The organism is Pseudoduganella albidiflava (genome assembly GCF_004322755.1).
In the GTDB taxonomy this organism is placed as follows: domain Bacteria; phylum Pseudomonadota; class Gammaproteobacteria; order Burkholderiales; family Burkholderiaceae_D; genus Rugamonas; species Rugamonas albidiflava.
This window is the reverse complement of the sequence record NZ_CP036401.1, coordinates 5,489,698-5,511,305: the sequence shown is the minus strand read 5'-3', so window position 1 is coordinate 5,511,305 and position 21,608 is coordinate 5,489,698. Positions and strand designations below refer to the sequence as shown.

11 protein-coding genes are annotated in these 21,608 nt (G+C 65.0%); 8 read left to right on the top strand and 3 right to left on the bottom strand.

Annotated features, from left to right (window positions below; all coding sequences use genetic code 11):
* Positions 1 to 68 precede the first annotated feature (68 nt).
* Complete coding sequence (locus EYF70_RS22870) at positions 69 to 2,921, bottom strand: TonB-dependent receptor (protein ID WP_131147451.1); 2,853 nt, start codon at positions 2,919 to 2,921, stop codon at positions 69 to 71.
* A gap of 1,039 nt (positions 2,922 to 3,960) precedes the next feature.
* On the opposite strand from EYF70_RS22870, the gene aroG reads away from it, so the two are divergent.
* Complete coding sequence (aroG, locus tag EYF70_RS22865; RefSeq protein WP_131147450.1) at positions 3,961 to 5,019, top strand: 3-deoxy-7-phosphoheptulonate synthase AroG; 1,059 nt, start codon at positions 3,961 to 3,963, stop codon at positions 5,017 to 5,019.
* Between the two features lie 182 nt (positions 5,020 to 5,201).
* Here aroG and EYF70_RS22860 read toward each other — a convergent pair whose 3' ends face one another.
* Entirely contained in the window at positions 5,202 to 7,976 is a 2,775-nt protein-coding gene (locus EYF70_RS22860) for a TonB-dependent receptor domain-containing protein (protein WP_165497777.1), read from the bottom strand.
* A gap of 545 nt (positions 7,977 to 8,521) precedes the next feature.
* Positions 8,522 to 11,311 carry a TonB-dependent receptor gene (locus tag EYF70_RS22855; RefSeq protein WP_229420517.1) on the bottom strand — a complete coding sequence of 930 codons (2,790 nt, stop codon included), beginning with the start codon at positions 11,309 to 11,311 and terminating at the stop codon, positions 8,522 to 8,524.
* Between the two features lie 413 nt (positions 11,312 to 11,724).
* Between EYF70_RS22855 and EYF70_RS22850 the strand changes: the two genes are divergently transcribed.
* The 7 genes from EYF70_RS22850 to rluB all read left to right on the top strand — a co-directional run bounded on the left by EYF70_RS22850 (position 11,725) and on the right by rluB (position 21,171).
* A complete protein-coding gene (locus EYF70_RS22850; protein ID WP_131147448.1) occupies positions 11,725 to 12,663 on the top strand; it encodes an ABC transporter permease in 939 nt (312 codons plus the stop codon).
* A gap of 19 nt (positions 12,664 to 12,682) precedes the next feature.
* Positions 12,683 to 13,747: an ABC transporter permease gene (locus EYF70_RS22845; RefSeq protein WP_229420516.1), complete on the top strand. Its 1,065-nt coding sequence runs from the start codon at positions 12,683 to 12,685 to the stop codon at positions 13,745 to 13,747.
* Entirely contained in the window at positions 13,744 to 15,525 is a 1,782-nt protein-coding gene (locus EYF70_RS22840; RefSeq protein ID WP_131147447.1) for an ABC transporter ATP-binding protein, read from the top strand. The genes EYF70_RS22845 and EYF70_RS22840 overlap by 4 nt, the downstream gene beginning before the upstream one ends.
* Positions 15,526 to 15,537: 12 nt before the next feature.
* Entirely contained in the window at positions 15,538 to 16,503 is a 966-nt protein-coding gene (locus EYF70_RS22835) for a VTT domain-containing protein (protein ID WP_131147446.1), read from the top strand.
* 317 nt (positions 16,504 to 16,820) lie between these two features.
* Positions 16,821 to 17,837, top strand: a complete 1,017-nt coding sequence (locus EYF70_RS22830; RefSeq protein WP_131147445.1) for a glucokinase — start codon at positions 16,821 to 16,823, stop codon at positions 17,835 to 17,837.
* 363 nt (positions 17,838 to 18,200) lie between these two features.
* Positions 18,201 to 18,923 (top strand): SMC-Scp complex subunit ScpB, encoded by a 723-nt coding sequence (gene scpB, locus EYF70_RS22825; protein ID WP_131147444.1) that lies wholly within the window; start codon positions 18,201 to 18,203, stop codon positions 18,921 to 18,923.
* Positions 18,910 to 21,171 carry a 23S rRNA pseudouridine(2605) synthase RluB gene (rluB, locus tag EYF70_RS22820; protein ID WP_131147443.1) on the top strand — a complete coding sequence of 754 codons (2,262 nt, stop codon included), beginning with the start codon at positions 18,910 to 18,912 and terminating at the stop codon, positions 21,169 to 21,171. The genes scpB and rluB overlap by 14 nt, the downstream gene beginning before the upstream one ends.
* Positions 21,172 to 21,608: the final 437 nt, after the last annotated feature.

The following is a 21,608-nucleotide window of genomic DNA, read 5'->3' as shown; positions in this document are numbered from 1 at the left end:
TTGATCGTCAACAAATCGCAGGTGAAAAAAATGGGCCCGAAGGCCCATTTTTGTTGTAGCAATGTAGCTTAGAACGTGTAGCGCATGCCCACCTGGAAGTAACGGCCCAGTGCGCCGCTGTAGTCCAGCGGGTTGTAGCCGGCGGCACCGTAGGTCAGCGGATCCAGCGGCGGCTCCTTGTCGAGCACGTTCTGGATCGTGGCGAACAGTTCGGCCTTGCTGGTAAAGCGGTACTTGGCCGTCAGGTCCAGCGTCGTGAACGAGCTGATCTTGCAACCATTCGGCGAATCGTCGCCGTTGGCGAAGTGGAAGGCGCAGCCGTCCGGATCGTCCTTGAACAGCGTGTTGTCGAACTTGCCGCGGTGGTTGATCACGCCGGACAGGCGCAGCGGGCCACGGTCCCAGGACAGGCCCAGGTTGATGCGGTTATCCGGCGTGCCCATGCAGTTGGTCGCATCGCAGTTGCCGTGCGTGCCGGCGTAGTCGACCGTGTTGCCTTCCAGGTCGGTACGCTCGAACTTGAACATGTGCGTCCACTTGATGTCGGCCGTCAGCGAACCGGCGTCGCCCATCTGGAACGTGGTGCGCGCATCGAGGTCGATACCGTTGACCTTGGTCGAGTTCGAGTTGATGTAGTTGGTCAGCACGGCCACGATGGCGCCTGGGTCGCCGGCGAACTGCGAGCTGCCCGGATCGCGAACCAGGTTACCCGCGGCAATCGCAGCCGAGGTGGTTTCCTGGTTGATCTCGTTCTTGCGCTCGATCTGCCAGGCGTCCAGCGAGATGCTGGTGCGCGGCAGCGGATCCCACACGGCGCCAACCGAGAAGCTCTTCGATTTTTCCGGCGACAGGTCCGGGTTCGGCGACGTGATCACGGCAACGGACGACGAGGCGCAGGCTGCCGCGACGCCCAGTGCGCAGCGGACCGGATCGTCCGACGTGGAGAACGCCGCCAGGCCGCCGCGACCATTTTCCGCCGCGCTCGGCGCACGGAAGCCGCGGGCGAACGTGCCGCGCAGGGCAAAGCTGCGCACCGGCGTCCACTTGAAGCCCGCTTTCGGCGTGTACGAATTGCCCACGTCGTTGAAGTGGTCGTAGCGCAGCGCGGCGGACAGTTCCAGCGTGGAGTGCACCGGTGCCACGAATTCGGCGTACAGTGCCGCCGAATTGCGCTGGCCTTCGTAGGCCGAATAGCCCAGGCCGATGATGTTGCCGCGCTCGGTGCCGGAGGTCGGCTGCAGCTCGGTCTCGTCGTGGCGGAATTCCGCGCCGACGGCCACGCCCATCGCGCCGCCCGGCAGCTGGCCGAATTCACGCGACGCTTTCACGTCGGCCACGGCGATGCTGGTGGTGGCATCGTTGGAGATCGTCGGCGATATCGCGTCGTAGATGGCTTGCGAGTTCAGCCCGGCGTTTTCGCCGATGCGCCAGAAACTGCCGGCTGGCAGGCCGCGGTAGGCGGCGCTGCCGGCATTGGCGGCGGCGATGTTTGCTGCGCTCGGGTCCAGCAGGGCGAAGGTCGCGTCGCGTTGCAGGTAGCCGTTCTGGTCACGATTCGTCTTGCTTTGCGAGAACAGCAGGGCGCTGTCGATATCCCAGCCTGCTACCGAGCCCTTCAGGCCGGCGACGGCGCGCACGAAGTTCGTTTCGATGGCGCTGGTGCGTGGGCCCACGTCCCAGGCGATGTAGCGCAGGCGCGCCCGGCTGCCGAAGTACGGGTTGTCCGGGTGATCCGCGCCCAGCGACACGTCCGCATTGTTGACCGGGCCGCCGGGGTATCCGACGCTGCCGCTGATGCCCGATGGCGTGGACCACGATTCCGAATCGCTGTGGTAGCCGTTCAGTTCCACGTAGGCCTGCCAGTCGTTGTTCAGCTGGAAGGTCGCGCGGCCGAACAGGTTCAGCGTTTCCTGGCGCGGCTGGATCTGGTTGTACATCTGCGTAGCATCGGTCAGGCAGCCGCCGCCCGGATCGCCCTGCGGGTGGTTGGTGAAGTTCGAGCAGGCCGCGCCCGGGAAGGTGCGGGTAAAGCCCACGCCGGCCGGGTTGCCGCGGCTGTAGTAATCGTTGGTGAGCGGGTTGCGCACGTTGCCAACGACCGAGCTGCCGGCGCTGTTGCGGGCAACGATGGCACCGGTGCCGCCCAGCGCTTCCTGTGCCGAGAAACCGAACTCGCGCAAGTCGGCGCGGCCCACGGCGCCGCGGCCGGCACGGTCGCGGTTCCACACTTCGCGCTTCTTGCCGTATTCGGCCGAGAACAGGAAGTTGTAGCGGTCCGTTTCCAGGTCGCCCACGCCGTGCGTGACAGCCAGGCGGGTGTCGCCGCCGTCGCTTTCGTTCGACAGGCCCTGCGACAGGCGCACGGTGGTGCCCACGTAGTCCTTGCGCAGGATGACGTTGACCACACCGGCGATGGCGTCGGAACCGTAGATGGCGGAGGCGCCGTCCTTCAGGATCTCGACGCGTTCCACGGCTTCCGCGGGAATGATGTTCAGGTCGGCGAAGACTTTCTGGCCGTCGTCCGCCAGGCCGTACGGCGCGATGCGGCGGCCGTTCAGCAGCACCAGCGTGGACGCGGCGCCCAGGCCACGCAGCGAGATGCCGGACGCGCCGGAGGCGAAGCCGTTGCCGAAGGTGGTCGGCACGGAGCCCTGGTTGTCGACCGCCAGCGTCTGCAGCAGTTCGGCAACGGTGGTCTTGCCCGATTTTTCGATATCGGCGCGGTTCACGGTCTGGACCGGGGATGCCGTTTCGGCCTGCGCGCGGCGAATGTTCGAGCCGGTGATTTCAACGCGCTGGATCGGTTGCGCGGTGGTCGTGGCAGGGGCGTTCTGCGCCTGTGCCGTCAGCATCGTCATCAACAGCGGTGCCGCGATGGGGAAGGCCCGCCGTACTACACCCGGAATTGGGCGTATTTTCATTCGTTTCATCTTCAACTCTCCGGAAATGTATCCATTTGTATTCGTGAGAATGAACGTTATATAGGAGTTAAGGGTCATATGGAACTCGGATGTCTCCTGTGCGCAACAGATGCAACGGTAAACGGGCTTTGACATAAGCTGTGGTATATCCCCATATCAAAATCATATTCTCTGGTGAAATATATAGGGAGATTCGCCCACGTCTTTCGCTAACGCCCATCTTTAGCGGAAGATAGACTGTTATTAATCGAAGTTGGTTTGTTTTGCAGTAAGATGCCGCGTGATGGATGTGGCGTAGCGCGGCGATTCCTGGCAAATCGGCCCATGATCAGGGCAGTTCCGGAACATCCAGATCACCCATCGGCGGCCCGGTCCCTATCTCCTCCAAATGCCCGGGCTTAAGAAGACTTAAATCTGCCTTAAATAAGAACGGCTCACCGACTATCAAATCGATACCATCGAGAAACCAATATTTGGTCGATCGGGGAATGTTATTTGCCGGGCCTCCTGCATTATCGAGCGGAGCGGCATTTATTCTGATAGCGCAATCTCGCAGGTCACCGGACTGCCGGGCGAGGCGATGAATGGCCGCGCCGGCGTGTGCCGGGATGGAGCGATCCGGCAATCGGGGGGCGGATGGCGAGTGTCGACCGGCGTCTTTTGTCCACGGTGGCGATACGGCAGGCACGCGCGGGCACGGTGCATGACATGACTGGGCCATGAGGGCGCCTGGCGAAAGCGTGCAAGCTGCTCCGTCAAACAATTCCTTGCCAAAACTCGAAGCTTGTTGTTATAGTGAACTTCACTCAAAGGACTCGATCCCATGCACCGCTTTGTTTTCTTTACCGGCTTTTTTTACTTTTGGCTCCCTGCCCCAAGGCGGTTGAGTAAAGGCCGGTGCACGTAAGCGAGAAGCAAGCGAGACCAGCAGATACGAAGAAACCGCCAGCGATGGCGGTTTTTTTTTAGCCGTACTTCTACCCGAACTTCCAGACCGAATTTTCAAGCCATTCGAGCCGCATTTTTCCAGGAGAGCACCATGCAACGCACCGACGACCTGCGCATCCGCGAGATGAAGGAACTGACTCCTCCCTCGCACCTGATCCGCGAATTCCCCTGTACCGAAGCCGCATCCGCCACGGCGTCCGGCGCGCGGGTGGCCCTGCACCGCATCCTGCATGGCCAGGATGACCGCCTGATGGTCGTCATCGGCCCGTGCTCGATCCACGATCCGAAGGCGGCGATGGAATATGCGCGGCGGCTGGTCAAGGTGCGCGAGGCGTTGAAGGATGACCTGGAAATCGTGATGCGCGTGTATTTCGAGAAGCCGCGCACGACGGTGGGCTGGAAGGGCATGATCAACGACCCGTACATGGACAACAGCTTCCGCATCAACGACGGCCTGCGCATGGCGCGCGAACTGCTGCGCGACATCAACGAACTGGGCTTGCCGGCCGGTACCGAATTCCTCGACGTGATCAGTCCGCAGTACATCGCCGACCTGATCGCCTGGGGCGCGATCGGTGCCCGCACCACCGAATCGCAGGTGCACCGCGAGCTGGCGTCGGGGCTGTCGTGCCCGGTGGGCTTCAAGAACGGCACCGATGGCAACATCAAGATCGCCGTCGAAGCGATCAAGGCCGCCTCGCAGCCGCACCACTTCCTGTCGGTCACCAAGGGCGGCCACTCGGCGATCGTGTCGACCAGCGGCAACGAGGATTGCCACGTCATCTTGCGCGGCGGCAAGGCGCCGAACTACGATGCCGCCAGCGTCGAAGAAACCAGCAAGGCCATCGCCGGCTACGGCCTGGCCGCGCGCCTGATGATCGACGCCTCCCACGCCAACAGCTCGAAGAAACCGGAAAACCAGGTGCCCGTGTGCGCCGACATCGCCGGCCAGGTGGCTGGCGGCGACACGCGCATCGTCGGCGTGATGGTGGAATCGCACCTGGTCGCCGGCCGCCAGGACCTGGTGCCGGGCAAGGAGCTGACGTACGGCCAATCCGTCACCGACGGCTGCATCGACTGGGAAGCCAGCGAGCAAGTGCTCGCCCAGCTCGCCGACGCCGTCCGCCAGCGCCGCCTGAAGGGCGAATAAACCTCGAAAGTGTTGTTAAAACTATGGGGACTGTCCCGCCCGGAGGGACTGTTCCCGTTTTCAGGAAACATTTCCTCAAAAAGGGGACTGTCCCCGTTTTTAGGAAACATTTCCCAACAAAAAAAGCGGCGCACGAGGCGCCGCTTTTTAATTGGCCACCGGGCCGCGAGGCCCGGGGTCCATCAGAACCGGTAGGAACCGGACAGGTACAGCTGCCGGCCCAGCGCGCTGGAGTAGGCAGGGTTGTAGCCCATCTGGTGCGAACCGGCGTTACGCAGCGACAGCGGCGGATTGCGGTCGAACAGGTTCAGCACGCCGGCCGAGATTTCCACGTTCGACAGCGGGCGGTAAGCCACCTGGTAGTCGAAGGTGGTGTAGCTCGGCACGTCCAGCGCGGCGGCGTGGCATTCGCCCGGCGAACCGGCGACGATCACGGTGCAGTCATCCACGGTCCATTCCTTGTCGGCGTAGCCGTTGCGGTAGCTGGCGGTCAGCGTGTGCGTGAGCTGCTTGGTCTCGAACGACGTCGAGGCGCGGATCACGTGGCGGAAGCTGACCTTGTTGTCGATGCCATAGCGGTTCAGGCTGCTGGTCCAGTCGTCGCTGGTGCCCGGCACCGTGAAGCGCGAGCGCAGCAAGTAGGTACCGGCCAGGCGGCTGGTCAGGCGGCCGCCCCAGATGTTCTGCTTGTGCGTCAGGTCGTAGTCGATGCCGCGGTTTTCGCGCTTGCCGATGTTGATCGGTGCGAAGATCACGGCCAGCTGGTCGGCGCCGGTGGCGTTGATGTGCTTCGTCGTGTACAGGTACGAGTACTTCATCGGATCGGCGAAGATCAGCGATTCGGACACTTCGTCGACCTGGTCGCGCATTTCCACGTTCCACAGGTCCAGCGCCAGCGACAGGTTGCCGGTCGGTTCCCACACGGTACCGATCGACCACTGCTTCGACTTTTCCGGCTTCAGGTTCGCGTTACCCGAGCGGAATGCCTCGAACTGCGTGCGGCCGACGCCGTTGCAGTACGATGCCAGCGGATGGCCGGTGCCGGTCAGCGGGCACTGGTACGTGCCTTCGGTGACGCCCCAGTCTTCCTGCACGCCGGCGATTTCCTGCATGTTCGCCACACGGAAGCCGGTGCCGGCCGCGGCGCGGAACATCAGGTTCTTCGTGGCCGAGTACTTGGCCGACACTTTCCAGGTGTTGGCGCTTTCGGTATCGCCGTAGGTCTTGCCGCCGACGTTGTCCTTGACGGCGCCGATCCGGTCGTAACGCGCCGAGGCGGTCATTTCCAGGGCCTTCGTCAATGGCATCATCAGCTCGGCATAGGCACCGCTGTTGGCGCGGTGGTAGCCGCTGTCGACGCCGCCGCTTTCCGTGAGGACCTCGGCGTTCTCCGAGATCGGCTCGTAGTCCATGTGGTAGTTGGTGTCGCGGTAGTCGACACCCACGCCCAGCATGGCCGCGCCACCCGGCAGCTTGAACGCTTCACGCGAACCGCGCGCATCCCAGCTCTTCATGATCACGGTCTGCGTCTGGCTCTTGCCCGAGACACCGGTGCCCAGCAGCGTGTTGCGCATCGACGCCGGCATCTCGCCCAGGCCGTAGCTGAATGGATCGATCAGGCCGGCATCCACCGCCGCGCTGAACTTGTTCGCCAGCGGGAAGCCGCTGACGTAATCCTGCGTCTGGCGGTTGCGCGACCAGGTGAACGCGGAGTTCAGGTCCCAGCCGAAGGCATTGCCGTCCACGCCGGCCACGATATGGGTGGCCTTGGTGCCGTAGTCATACGTGCGGTTGCCCATTTCCATCAGGCGGTAGTTCGCGTTCACGCTCGTCACGCCGGCCGCCTGCTCGGCGGTCAGGTACGGCAGGATGTAGCGGTTGTACAGCGACGAACCCTGGGCGATCGAGAACTGCGCCGGCACCGGGGCGATCGCCGAACGCATGCCGGCCTTCGTGAAGGCCAGGTCGTAGAACGCGCGGAAGCCGGTATTGCCCAGCTTCAGTTCGCCCGAGCTGAACACGGCGTCGCGCTTGGTTTCCGGGTTGATCTCGATGGTCGACGAGGAATCGAAGTAGCAGCTGCCGTCGCCGTAGATATCGGCGTTCATCGGCGCGCATGCGCCGTTGTGCGACAGGGCGTACGGGTTCAGGTTCAGCGAGTTCACCGAGCCGTCGGCGGCCGTGTAGCGCACCGTGGCGTTGGCCGGCAGCGCGCGGCTCGAGCCGGTCGCGAATTGCAGTGCCTTGCCGGTGGCCGGATCGGTGAAGTTGATGAAGCCGCTGTTGGCGAAGCTGCGCTGCGAAGCCTTCAGCGACTTCTGCACGTCGTGGCTGGCGGAGAAGAACACGCTGTAGCCGTCTTCGTCGATGTCGCCGAAGCCCTTCGAGATCGAGACCGAGTTCGATGCGCCACCGGAGCGTTCCGGGTTGTTGTACTTGGCATCGATCTGCCACTCGGACGCACCCTTCTTCAGGATGAAGTTGACGACGCCGGCGATGGCGTCGGCACCGTACAGCGCCGAGGCGCCGTCGGTCAGCACTTCCACGCGCTCCACGGCCGACAGCGGGATCGAATTCAGGTCGATCGTGGTGCCGGAGTTGGACGGGGCGATCCGGCGGCCGTTCAGCAGCACCAGCGTGTACTGCTCGCCGATGTCGTGGATGGAAGCCGTGGTGACGCCGCCGCCACCGCCGCCGACCGATGCGGCCGCCGCGGTGAAGCCCTGCATTGCCGGGATCTGCTGGATGAAGTCGGTCACCGTGGTGACGCCGGTCTTCTTGATGTCCTTCTGGTTGAAGGACTGCACCGGCAGCGACGCTTCGGCGGCGATGCGCTTGATGGACGAGCCGGTAATTTCGATACGCTGCATGGGCTGCTCGGCGGCTTCCTGCGCGGTCGCGGCATGCATGCCCATCGCCAGGCTGCCCGCGAACATTACGCGCAGGGAGCGAGACAATACTTTCTCAATCATGAAACTTCTTTCAGGTTATTGCGAACGACAAAGCGGCCGCCGCCCGGATAAGGCGGAGGCCGGCGCAGCCCATGCTGCAACTGGAAGTAACTGTTTTGCAGTAACCACTAGCCCCGGTGATTCTCACAAATAATCACGGGGGGCATATCAAACCATCTAAACGTGCCTGTTGTCAATTTTTGTTCGGCGGATGTAAGTAAAAGTGACGGCGCGCTGCCAAGTTTTGGCAAATGGTCAGCAAGCGGCATGACCAGGCTGGTAGCTATGAAAGTGGATTGTTCACGAATGTACATTGGCCCGCCGGCGACTCTTGCGGAAGACTCGCGGCGGCACGAAGTCCGGCCGTGATGTTGTGTCATCGCCACAAAAAATAGCCACCGTGCGCGGCGGTCCTTCGGCTGGGGCGTCGGGAAACGTCTGCATGAAGTATCCCGGCGGGACCGGATGCGGTGCCCTGGAGGGCGCGGGGCGCGACAGCGCAAAAAAAAGCGCCCCTCGCGGGGCGCCTTTCATAATTGCCGGATGCCGGCTTAGAAGAACTTGTAGCTTGCGCCGATCTTGAAGTAACGGCCGATCGCGCCCGATGCATCCATCGGGTTGTAGCTGATGCCGCCGTAGGTCAGCGGATCGAGCGGGGCGACGCGGTCGAACACGTTGTTGACCGATGCGAACAGCGTGAAGTTCTTGTTCACGTTGTAGCGGGTCGACAGGTCCAGCGTCGTGAACGAAGCGATTTCGCAATCCTTCGTGCCCGGCTGGCCGTTGGCCAGCGTGGACGCGCACGGGCCGCCTTCGAAGTAGATGTTCTTCATCTTGTCGCGCCAGTTCAGGTTGGCATTGAAGTTGAAGGCATTGATGTCCCAGGTGGCGGACAGGTTGACCTTGTTCTTCGGCGTGCCGGCGCAGTTCGACGTGTCGCAGTTGCCGTGCGTGCCGGCGAACTGGTAGACAGTCGTCGCGGACTCCTGGCGCTTCCACGAGGCCACGTGCGTGATCACCATGCCCAGCGTGGCGCGGCCGTAGTCGCCCAGGCGCAGGCGCTGCTTGATGTCCAGGTCGACGCCCGAGATCTCCGTGAAGCTGGAGTTGCGGTACGGTGCCTGGGTCAGGATCAGCGTGCCCGAGTTCGGGATCACCTGGCCGTTCTGCACCAGGTTGTTGTCGTTGCGGATCGCGGTCGGCAGGGCGGCCGCTTCGTTGTACGGCAGCGGGTTGATCTCGTTTTCACGCTTGATCTTCCAGCCGTCCAGCGCCACCGAGGTGCCTTCGAACGGATCCCACACCATGCCCAGCGTCACGCCCTTCGACGTTTCCGGCTGCAGGTTCGCATCGCCGACCTTGACGGCCGCGACCGGAATCCCGCAGTCGGTCTGCGTAGCGCCGCCGGCGGCAGGGGTGTTGTTCGGGCAACGGATCGGGTCGCGCACGGTGGAGGTACCGGTCGATTGCGACGACGAGCTGCCTTCGGCGGCGCCCGGCGCGCGGAAGCCTTCCGTGTACGTGCCGCGCAGGGCGAACGTGCGGATCGGCGTCCACTTCAGGCCGACCTTCGGCGTGGTGGAGTTGAAGTTGTCGTACTTGTCGTAGCGGACGGCGGCGGACAGTTCCAGCGACTTCAGGATCGGTGCCAGGATCTCGGCGTAGACGGCGGACACTTTCGCATCGCCGAACGCAGCCACGTAGGACGAGTTGATCGAGCCGTTCTCGGAACCGGCCAGCGACGGGTTCGTGACCTTCTCGCGGCGGTGCTCGGCGCCGATTGCCAGGCCGATGTTACCGCCCGGCAGGGCGATCGGCAGTTCGCGCGATGCCTTGAAGTCGATCACGGACAGGCTGGTCTTCGAGTGCGACATGGCGTTCACGACCATGGCCTGGTACAGCGAGGCCGGGTTGCGGTGGGCCTGGTCGCCGATGTAGTACGGGAAGTACTGCGAAGCCGGGTTGGACAGCGCCTGGGTCACCACGTTCATGTTCAGCATGTTCGTGTATTCCAGGTCCAGCTGGGAATCGGAGTACGTGAAGCCGGTGTCGTAGTCCCAGCCTGCCAGCGAGCCCTTCACGCCCACGACGAAGCGGCGGAATTCGTTGTCCGCGTTACGCTCGGACGGGCCGATGTCGGCGGCGATGTAGCGCATGCGGGCATTGGCGCCGAACGGATTCTGCGGGTGTGCCGCGGACATCAGGTTCAGGTTGCCGTAGTTGATGAAGCCCTGTGGCGTTTGCGCGTTCGGCGGGAAGGCCACGGTCGGGGTGACCGACGGCGGCGTCATCGTGAAGGCGGTCGAACGCTTCGAGTAGCCCAGTTCCACGTAGGCCTGGGTCGCTTCGTTGATCTGCAGCGTGCCCTTGGTGTACAGGTTCAGGGATTCGATCTCCGGCTGCATGTCGCGCCATTGATCCTGGTAGTACAGGCAGCCGCCGTTCGCGCCGGCCTGGTTCGTGGTGGCCGAGATGCCGGCGCAGCCCGGCAGGTTCACGTAGTTCGTGGTGACCGGGTCGCGCACCATGCCGGTCGGCGACGGGCTGACGCTGTTGGTGCCGTTGATGTAGCCGCCGGCGAACTGCGTGCCGATCGGGAAGCCATACGGACGCAGGTCGCCGCTGCCGATGTAGGCGCGGTCCTTGCGGTCGCTGTTCTTGATGCGGTCGGACTGCATGTACTCGGCGTTGACCACCCAGTTGTACTTGTCTTCGTCCAGGTCGCCCTTGCCGAACGTGACCGAAGCCTTGTTCTGCTTGCCGTCGTCATAGCGCGACCAGCCGGTGTCGGCCTTGAATTCCAGGCCTTGCACGTCCTTGCGCAGGATGATGTTGACCACGCCGGCGATCGCGTCGGCGCCGTAGGTGGACGAAGCGCCATCCTTCAGGATCTCGATGCGCTCGACGATCTGCATCGGCACGGTCGACAGGTCGGTGAAGCTCTTCTGGCCATCGTCGGCACGCGCGAACGGCGCCATGCGGCGGCCGTTCAGCAGCACCAGCGTGGAGGTGGCGCCCAGGCCGCGCAGCGAGATCGCGGTGGAGCCGGCGGCGAAGCCGTTGCCGAAGCCGGTCGGCAGCGAACCGGCGCCGTCGACGGTCAGCGTCTGCAGGTATTCGGAAACGGTGCTCTTGCCCGAGCGCAGCAGCTCTTCGCGGCCGATCACCTGCACCGGCGATGCGGTTTCCGCGGTCGCGCGCTTGATGCTCGAACCGGTGATTTCCACGCGCTGCATGTTCGTGTTGTCCTGGGCCGCGGCCGTGCCTGCCATGCCCAGCGTGGCCATCAGGCCGCCCGTGAATAACAGGCGAACCGAACGGGCCATCATTTTCTCTACCATGGGTACTACCTCCACAAATAATTTCTGATGAGCTACAAAGGCGGCGTTGTGTGCGTATCCGTTGCTCGTGTCCAGGAAGCGCTCCGCTTCCTTGAGGCTGCATGTAATCATTTCGCCTTCGTGACGGTCAAATAAAAAGTTGTCGAAGTGAATTCCCCGGCGCGCGCGACTTATCATTTTATTAATCGAAAGACAAGCAAAGCGTGACAATTTTGCTCACTTGGATATCTTCTGTAATGATCTTCGGCCAACTCTGGGTTTCCTTGTTGAATAGTCGGGAGATCACGCTTGTGGACGAATTGATACACTTCTTGTCGAAAATTTGCATGTAGCAACTTTATTCGGCGCAGGCGGCGTGCCGCCGTGCCGCCGGGTTTTACGTTACCGTTACGTTTTCGCTCCCTGGCCCTTCCATGCTCCCATTCGTCCTGCGCCGCCTGTGGCAGATGCTGCCCACCATGGCCGGCGTGGTGCTGCTGGTATTCATCCTGTTCAACTGGGTCGGCGGCGATCCCGCCTATGTGCTGGCCGGGAAGATGTCGAGCGCCGAGGCCATCGCCGGCATCCGCCGCCAGCTCGGCGTGGACGAGCCGTACCACGTGCAGCTGATGATCTTCGTGCAGCAGATCGCCACCTTCGACTTCGGCCAGAGCTGGGCCACCGGCGAACCGGTGGGGCACATCATCGCCTCGCGCCTGGGGCCATCGCTGACGGTGCTGGTGCCGCTGACGATCCTGGAAACGGCGCTGTGCATCGCGCTGGCGCTGGCGATCGCCTTCGTGCGCGGTTCGCTGACCGACCGCGCCGTGATGGTGGCGTGCACGGCCGCCATGTCGGTATCGATCCTGGTCTACATCATCGCGTTCCAGTACGGCCTGGCGTACCGGCTGGGGCTGTTTCCGGTGCAGGGCTGGGGCGACAGCCTGGCGGAGAACCTGCTGCGCTATGCGCCGCTGCCGATCCTGATCGGCCTGGCCGTCTCGGTGGCGCCCACGCTGCGGCTGTACCGCAGCTTCATGCTCGATGAAGCGAACCAGGATTACGTGCGCACGGCGCGCGCCAAGGGCTTGCCGGAGCGGCGCGTGATGTGGGTGCACGTGCTGCGCAACGCCGCGATCCCGATCATCACGCACGTGATGGCCAGCCTGCCGGCGCTGCTGATCGGCGCATTCCTGCTGGAGCGCTTCTTCGGCATTCCCGGCATCGGCCGCGAAGTGATCCTGGCCGTCGAGCGCAGCGATTTCCCCGTCATCAAGGCGATCACCGTGTACGTGGCGGTTGCCACCATGGTGTTCAACCTGCTGGCGGACGTGCTGTACCGCATCGTCGATCCGCGGGTGCAGCCGGCATAAGGCGACGATGACGATGACGATGACGACGACGACCATGACGACGGCGATGCACGCCAGCCCGGCCGGCCTGTGGAGGCTGGCCTGGCGCCGCCTGCGCGCCGACCGGCTGGCCATGGCGGCGCTGGCCGTGGTGGCCGGCTGGCTCGTGCTGGTGGCGTTGTCCGCCGCCGGGCTGGTGGCCGCCGGCTGGGAGCGCGAGGTGGGTGTCAGCTATGCGCCGCCATCGTTCCTCGGCACGCCGGCGCCGGGCGCGGCGCCGGCCGCCATGCCGGGGCAGCCCCCGCGCGCCAATCCATTCGATCCGCTCGCCGCCGAGATCGCCGCCTTGCGGGCCGGCCTGGCCGCCTCGCCGGAACCGGCACGCGGCGCCGGCGCTGGCGCTGGCGAAGAGGGCGGGCGGCGGGCCACGCTGCCGTTCGGTGCCGACAAGTGGGGCCACGACATCGTGCAAAAAACCATCAAGGGCGCCGAGACGTCCATCGTCGTCGGCCTCGTGGCCGCGTTCGTCGCGGTGGGGCTGGGCACGCTGTGCGGGGCGCTGGCCGGCTATTGCGGCGGCATCGTCGACGACCTGTTCGAGTGGCTGTACAGCGTGTTCACCGCCATCCCGGCCATCCTGATGATCCTGACCGTGGCCGCGGTGCTGCAGACCAAGGGCGTCGGCACGATCGTGCTGATCCTGGGGCTCACCGGCTGGACCGGGCCCTATCGGCTGATCCGTGCCGAATACCTGCGCCACAAGGCGCGTGAATACGTGCTGGCGGCGGAGGCGATCGGCGCTTCGGCATGGCGCAAGATGTTCGCCCATATCTTCCCGAACGTCAGCCACGTGGCGCTGGTGCAGGTCTCGATCCTGGTGGTGGGCTTCATCAAGGCCGAGGTGATCCTGTCGTTCCTCGGCTTCGGCGTGCCGGCCGGCGTGGTGTCGTGGGGCTCGATGCTGAACGAGGCGCAGAACGAGCTGTTGCTGGGGAAATGGTGGCAGTTGACGGCCGCCGCGGCGGCGATGGCGGTGCTGGTGACGGCATTCTCGCTGCTCGCCGATGCGCTGCGCGATGCGCTCGACCCGAGGGTGAAGGGATGAGCGCGCGCCTGCCCGGTGCCCTGCTGGAAGTGCGCGACCTGCGGATCGCCTTCAAGGTGGACCGGCGCACGACGGCGGAAGCGGTCAAGGGCATTTCCTTCGACGTGCCGCGCCATGCGACGGTGGCGCTGGTGGGCGAATCGGGCAGCGGCAAGTCGGTCAGCTCGCTGGCGGTGATGGGCCTGCTGCCGCCGGATACCACGCTGGTCGACCCGGCGGCCAGCATCCGCTTCGATGGCCGCGAGCTGCTGCGCCTGCCGGCGGCCGAGCGGCGCGCGCTGTGCGGGCGCGACATCGCCATGATCTTCCAGGAACCGATGTCGTCGCTGAACCCCGTATTCACGGTGGGTTTCCAGGTCGGCGAAGTGCTGCGCCGGCACCTGGGCATGAGCCGGCGCCAGGCGCGCGCCCGCACCCTGGAATTGCTGGAAGAGGTGGGCATTCCCGAACCGGCCGTGAAGATCGATGCCTATCCGGGCCAGCTGTCCGGCGGGCAGCAGCAGCGCGTGATGATCGCCATGGCGATCGCCTGCGCGCCGAAGCTGCTGATCGCCGACGAGCCGACCACCGCGCTGGACGTGACGATCCAGAAGCAGATCCTGGCCCTGATCGCCCGCTTGCAGCGGGAGCGCGGCATGGCCGTGCTGTTCATCACGCACGACCTGGGCCTGGTGGGGGAGATCGCCGACCAGGTGATCGTGATGCGCCATGGCGAGATCCGGGAGGCGGGCACGGCGGCGCAGGTGCTCGGCGCCCCGCGCGACCGGTACACGCGGGCACTGCTGCATTGCCGGCCGTCGCTGCGGGGCCGGCCGGCGCGGCTGCCGGTGATCGGCGACTATCTGGGCGAGGATGTGGAGGAGGGCGGGCAGGAGGGCGGGAATGAGGGCAATGAACAGGAGGAGAACAGGCAGAAGGAGAGCAGGCAGGAGGAGAGCGAGCGGCGGGCAGAGGCGATCCCGCAGCGCGCACGTGGTACCGCGCCCGACGATGACATCATTCTCGACGTGCGCCACCTGCGCAAGAGTTTTGTCCTCCGCGAGGGGCTGTTCGGCAAGCGCGAATTCCAGGCCGTGAAGGATGTGTCGTTCCAGCTGCCGCGTGGGAAGACGCTGGGCGTGGTGGGCGAATCCGGGTCCGGCAAGACGACGATGGGCCTGACCCTGCTGCGGCTGCACCGGCCCAGCGGCGGCAGCGCGCTGTTCGACGGGCGCGACCTGCTGGCGCTGCCGGACCGCGAATTCCACCCGTATAAACGGCGTATCCAGGTGATCTTCCAGAATCCCTACGCCTCCCTCAATCCCCGCTTCACGGTCGGGCAGATCCTGCTCGAACCGATGCGATTGCACCGGATCGGCGCCGATGACGCGCAAAGGGTGGCGATGGCGCTGGAGTTGCTGGACCGCGTGGGCATGCCGGCGCAGGCACTCCACCGCTATCCGCACGAGTTCAGCGGCGGGCAGCGCCAGCGCATCGCCATCGCCCGCTGCCTGGGGATGCGGCCGGAAATCCTCGTCTGCGACGAATCCGTGTCGGCGCTGGACGTGTCCGTGCAGGCCCAGGTGCTCAATCTGCTGCAGGACCTGCAGGATGAATTCGGCCTGTCGTACATCTTCATCTCGCACGACCTGGCCGTGGTGAAGCACATCTCCGACCGGATCATGGTGATGCAGGGCGGGGCGGTGGTCGAGACGGCCGATGCGGACGAGCTGTACCGTAATCCGCGACATCCGTACACGCGCAGCTTGTTGTCGGCGTTTCCCCGTGGCGTGGAGTAAGATGGCGGGACTATGGCGAACTTGATCTATCTGTTACAGGAATACGGCGTACTGATCGTCTTCATCGTCGTCCTGGTCGAGCAGATGGGCGCGCCGATTCCCGCTTACCCCGTGCTGATCGTGGCCGGCGCGCTGGCCATGAATGGCGGCACCCCGCTGCCCGGCGTGCTCGCGGTGGCGCTGGCCGGCTGCGTGATGGCCGACCTGTTCTGGTTCAGTGCGGGGCGCCGCTACGGCAAGCGCATCCTGAAGCTGCTGTGCCGGATCTCCCTGTCGCCCGACTATTGCGTCTCCCAGACGGAGGACAATTTCAGGAAATGGGGCGTGAAGTCGATGGTGGTGGCCAAGTTCATCCCGGGCTTCAACACGATCGCGCCGCCGATGGCCGGCGCGATGGGCACGCGCCTGTCGCTGTTCCTGGCGTTCAGCCTGGTGGGCGGCCTGCTGTGGAGCCTGACGGGCATCCTGATCGGCGTGTATTTCAACGAGAACATCGACGAGGTGCTGGAAATCCTGTCGACGATGGGCGGCACCGCGCTGGCCGTGCTCGGCATCCTGCTGGCCCTGTTCGTGCTGTTCAAGTATGTCGAGCGGCGCCGCTTCCAGCGCGCCATGCAGACCGAGCGCATCAATGTGGAACAGTTGCGCGCGCTGCTCGATGCCGGCCACGAACCGGTGATGGTCGATGCCCGCAGCGCCACGGCGCGCCAGCTGGACCCGCCGGTGCCCGGCGCGCTGCCGGTGGACGGCAACCTGGCCGCCCTGCTGGGCGCGTTGCCGCGCGACCGGCATATCGTGGTCTACTGCAGCTGCCCGAACGACGTCACCGCCGCCAGCGTGGCCAAGCAGCTGCACGACCAGGGCTATGCGCTGGCCCGGCCGCTGCATGGCGGGCTGGAAGCCTATAACTCCGCCTTCCGGGCCGGCGAGACGATCGTCGTCGGCGAGCAGGTTCCCGCGGTGGATGCACCGCGATAACTTCGGTCCACCCCAACAGCAAACTGCTGGGGTCAGGAAGGAATGCTGGCATGCATGCCAGCACCGTTGCGCAGGCGCGAAGCAGGCTTTGCGAAACCCCCGCTTCACCCCGCCGGGTCTGACCCCGGAATTTGCCGTTGGGGTGGGCTGCACTTCACGGCATCGGAGCCTGTCACCGTTTTTGGTAGTCATACTACCAGCGTGATTTTGCAGTGTTCCCACACTCATCACGCTGTTTGTACCCAAACTACAGCCAACTCTTGCGCGTTAGCCAAGAAATCCGCTAGCATTGGGGTTCATTTTTCTCTCTCGTGCCCATGAACGCCATGTCGACTCCCGCGCAGCAGATCCTCGTTACCGCATTTCCCGGTGGGCCCAGGCTGCTGGCCGACGTGGGCGGCACCAATGCCCGCTTCGCGCTGGAGTCGGCGCCCGGGCAGGTGAGCCACATCCATGTGCTGCCCGGCGCGGAATATCCGACGCTGGCCGCGGCGCTGCAAGCCTACCTGGCGCTGCCGGACGTGGCGGCCGCCGCGCCCGCGGTGCGCCATGGCGCGATCGCGATCGCCAATCCCGTCACCGGCGACTACGTGCGGATGACCAACCACCACTGGGAATTCTCGATCGAAGGAATGCGCCAGGAGTGCGGCTTCGAGGTGCTGGCGGTCGTCAACGATTTCACGGCGCTGGCCCGTTCGCTGCCGTTCCTGGGCGAACACAAGCGCCAGGTGGGCGGCGGCGCGGCGGTGGCCGATACGCCGCTGGGCCTGATCGGCGCCGGCACCGGCCTGGGCGTGTCGGGCCTGATCCCCGGCCCGTCGGGCTGGACGGCGCTGCTGTCCGAAGGCGGCCACGTCAGCTTCTCGCCCGTCAACGAGACCGAAGTGGCGATCCTGCAGTTCGCCTGGCGCGAATTCGAGCACGTGTCGGCCGAGCGGCTGATGTCGGGCGCCGGCATCGAGCTGATCTACCGTGCGCTGGCCGATCACCGCAAGCTGCCGGCCGAGGCGCTCACCCCGGCCGAGATCGCACGCCGTGCGCTGGCCGGCGATTGCGCGCTGTGCGACGAAGCCATCGAAACCTTCTGCGGCATGCTGGGCACGATCGGCGCCAACCTGGCGGTCACGCTGGGCGCGCAGGGCGGCATCTATATCGGCGGCGGCATCGTGCCCAAGCTGGGCGCGCGCTTCGACCGTTCCTGCTTCCGCGCCCGCTTCGAGGCGAAGGGCCGCTTCCGCCAGTATCTGTCGGGCATTCCCACCTTCGTCATCACGGCGGAATATCCGGCCTTCCTTGGCGTTTCCGCAATCCTCGCTGAGCGGCTGGCCGGCTGACCGGGTTATACTTGCCGGTTACCCCATAAATCCGCCTGACACCGCGAATTGCACTTCCCGCGGTTTTATGGAGTACAATGCCCGTCATTGGATGAAACGGCGCCACCCGATCCCGCAACTCTTCCGGGCAGGCCGACAAGGTTTTCAGGTCTTGAAAACACTTCGCTCCATCGTTGACCTAATTTGATAACTGACGCCCGGGTTTGATCACCGACCCAGGCGGCCCCCGGGCTTTACGCCCCGGTGTTTCCGGCAATCCGCTGAGACAATTTACTGAGAAAATTCTCTGAGGTAATCCTCTGAGGTGTTCATTGAATTATCAGCGGAATTTTCCAGCCGGACGCGGCGACCACATGTTGGTATATGGATACAGCTGAGGCGAAAAAAGTCCTCGAAACCGCATTGCTGTGCGCGCGTGAGCCGTTACCGGTGCAAAGCTTGCGACGGCTGTTTGTCGACGCCGACGATGCAGGCCGCCCGCTGGCGGACGGTATCAGCGCCGACGAAATACGGTCCCTGCTGGAGCAATTGCGGCAGGACTGGCAGGGCAGGGGTGTCGAAGTCGTCAGCCTGGCTTCCGGCTGGCGCTTCCAGAGCCGGCCCGAAATGAAGCAGTACCTGGATCGCCTGAATCCGGAAAAGCCGCAGAAGTACTCGCGGGCCACGCTCGAGACACTGGCGATCATCGCTTACCGCCAGCCCGTGACACGCGGCGATATCGAGGAGATTCGCGGCGTGGCGGTGAATTCGCAGACGATCCGGATGCTGGAAGAACGCGGCTGGGTCGATACGATTGGCCACCGCGATGTGCCGGGCCGTCCGGCACTCCTCGGCACCACGAAACAGTTCCTGGATGACCTGGGCTTACAGTCGCTGTCCCAGCTGCCGCCTCTGCAGCAAATCAGCGATACGCAGAACGCCAATTCGATCGAGATGCTCGAAGCCGCGCTGCAGGAGAATTTCGAGAAGGCGGCACATGCCGCCGATGTCACTGACAATGTAGCGCCCGGGGAAGCATCCGCCACCGATGCGGTGCAGGCGCCTGACGCTGAGCCCACGCAAGAAAACACGCATGAACAATACTGAGAACATTATCGAGACCGGCACGCCGGCTGAACCGGCCGTGAAGCCGAAGCGCCGCACCAAGGCGCAGATCGCCGCCGAAGCGGCAGCCGCACCAGTGGCAGCCGAATCCGTGGCAGCCGCCGCGCCGGCGGAATCGGCCGATGCGCCGGCCAAGCCGAAGCGCACCCGCAAGAAGGTCGAAGCCGCCCCCGCCGCGGAAGCGCCAGTTGCTTCTGCTCCGGCCCCTGCTGCTCCGGCCGCTGCTTCCACCCCTGCCGCGGCCGCGGAAGACGCAGCGCCCGTGAAGAAGCCCCGGGCCCGCAAGCCGAAGGCGGAAACCCCGAGCGAAGCCGCCACCGTGGCCGCGCCGGCCCCGGCGGTAGCGCAACCGGCCGCCGAAGTCGCCAGCGCGGCTCCCGAAGCGGCAGGCCACGCGGAAGCGGCGCCGAAAAAGCCCCGCGCGCCGCGCGGTCCGCGCCAGATGCGCGAAGAGCGCGCCGTGCGCGAGGCATTGAAGGCCGAGCAGGCGCCGGCGGCCGAAGCGCAGCCGGCCGAACAGCCGGCCCAGCCGGCCGCCCAGTCCGCCGCTCAGTCCGCAGAGAATGCGGGCACTCCGGTGCAGGCCGAAGCCGCGCCGCAGGAACGCGCCGCGCGCGATGAGGCGCCGCGCCGCGAAGGTGGCCGCAACAAGGGCAGGAACAGGAACGACGGCAATCGCGGCGAAGGCGTCCGTGCCGAAGGCAACCGTCCCGAGGGGAATCGTCCTGAAGGTACTCGTCCAGAAGGTACTCGTACTGAAGGCAGCCGTCCCGAGGGTAATCGTCCAGAAGGTGGCCGCAACGACAGGAATGCGCAGAATCCCCGCGGCAAGGGCCAGGGCCCGCGCCAGGGCGCGCAAGGCCAGCGCCAGGGTAACGGCAAGCTGAGCGAAGCCGATGCCGTGTTCTCGTTCGTCACCTCCGAAGCGTTCGACAAGGAAGACGGCGCCCGCGGCAAGGGCCAGCAAAAGCCGGTGCGCCGCGACCTGACGGCCGAAGACGACGCGCCGAAGCTGCACAAGGTGCTGGCCGAGGCGGGCCTCGGTTCGCGCCGCGACATGGAAGACCTGATCGTCGCCGGCCGCGTGTCGGTGAACGGCGAGCCGGCCCACATCGGCCAGCGCATCCTGCCGACCGATGCGGTGCGCATCAACGGCAAGCTGATCCAGCGGAAAGTGTCCAAGAAGCCGCCGCGCGTGCTGGTGTACCACAAGCCGGCCGGCGAGATCGTGTCGCATGACGATCCGGATGGCCGTCCGTCCGTGTTCGACCGCCTGCCGCAGATGAAGGTCGGCAAGTGGCTGGCCGTGGGCCGCCTGGACTTCAATACCGAAGGCCTGCTGCTGTTCACCACGTCCGGCGACCTGGCGAACCGCCTGATGCACCCGCGTTACAACATCGACCGCGAATATGCCGTGCGCACGCTCGGCGAGCTGGAAGAAGGCATGCGCCAGAAGCTGCTGGCCGGCGTGGAGCTGGAAGACGGCCTGGCGCAGTTCTCCAAGATCGCTGACGGTGGCGGCGAAGGCGTCAACAAGTGGTACCGCGTGGTGATCGGCGAAGGCCGCAACCGCGAAGTGCGCCGCATGTTCGAAGCCGTCGGCCTGACCGTGTCGCGCCTGATCCGCACCCGCTACGGCGCGCTGACGCTGCCGTCGAACCTGAAGCGCGGCCGCTGGGAAGAGATGGAAGAAAACACCGTGCGCGACCTGATGGCCTTCGTGGGCGTCGAGAAGAAGGCCGCCCCCGGTGACAAGAAGGCCGGTCCGGTGGGCGAACGCAGTGGTGGCGAACGCAATGCCGGCGAGCGTAATGGCGGCGAACGCAATGGCAATGGCGGCGAGCGCGGTGAAAAGCGCGGTGGTGGCGGTGGCCGTGGCCGCGAGCGCGACAGCGAGCCGAACTTCAACCGGATGGATATCTCGAACAAGAATGCCGATCCGTTCCCCCAGGCGCCACGTGGCGGCCGTCCGGGCGGCCAGGGTGCCGGCAGCTACTTCGGCGCCGGTTCCGGCCTCGGTCGTGCCGGCCGTGGCCAGGGCGGCGTCGGCCGTGCCGGCCTGGGCGAGCAGGGCAGTGGCCGTCCGCAGCAGGGCAAGAGCGGGCGCCCGCGCCAGCCGGACCCGCTGCAGACCACGTTCGGCTTCGGCGGCCAGCCGCAGCGCCGTGGCGGCGGGCAACCTCGCGGCGGCGCGACCGACCACGGCATGCCGCGGCGCAGAAAGGGGTAAGCCAGGGGTTTCGTGGAGCCTGCTCCACGCCTGGCGAACGGCCCGGCCTTGCAAGGCCGGGACTGGGATAGGGTTTCGGATTGGCTCCTTGATATTTCGCACAGTGTCCGTATATAGGACATCTGCCGGTCCGTGGCGTTGCGAGCAGCGCCACGCGTCCTCCGTTTCTCCGGTTTGCCGCCACCCGGCGGTATAAAAACCAACCTTGACTCTGTTGTAACGGCGTCCGCTTTGCCTATGCGGCATTGCAGCGAAATGGATATGCCGTTATAATAAGCGGCCTAGTAAAAGTTCTCCAAAAGGATAGTTTCCTTAAGGGATTGTTCCCTTGAAGAGCCTGTTCCTCAAAAAGATGCTTTCAACTGGCCAGTAGGACAAGAAGATGGGCAGTTGCCCATTTTTTTTTTGCTCACGGAAAAGTAAGCGCCCAGCCGGCG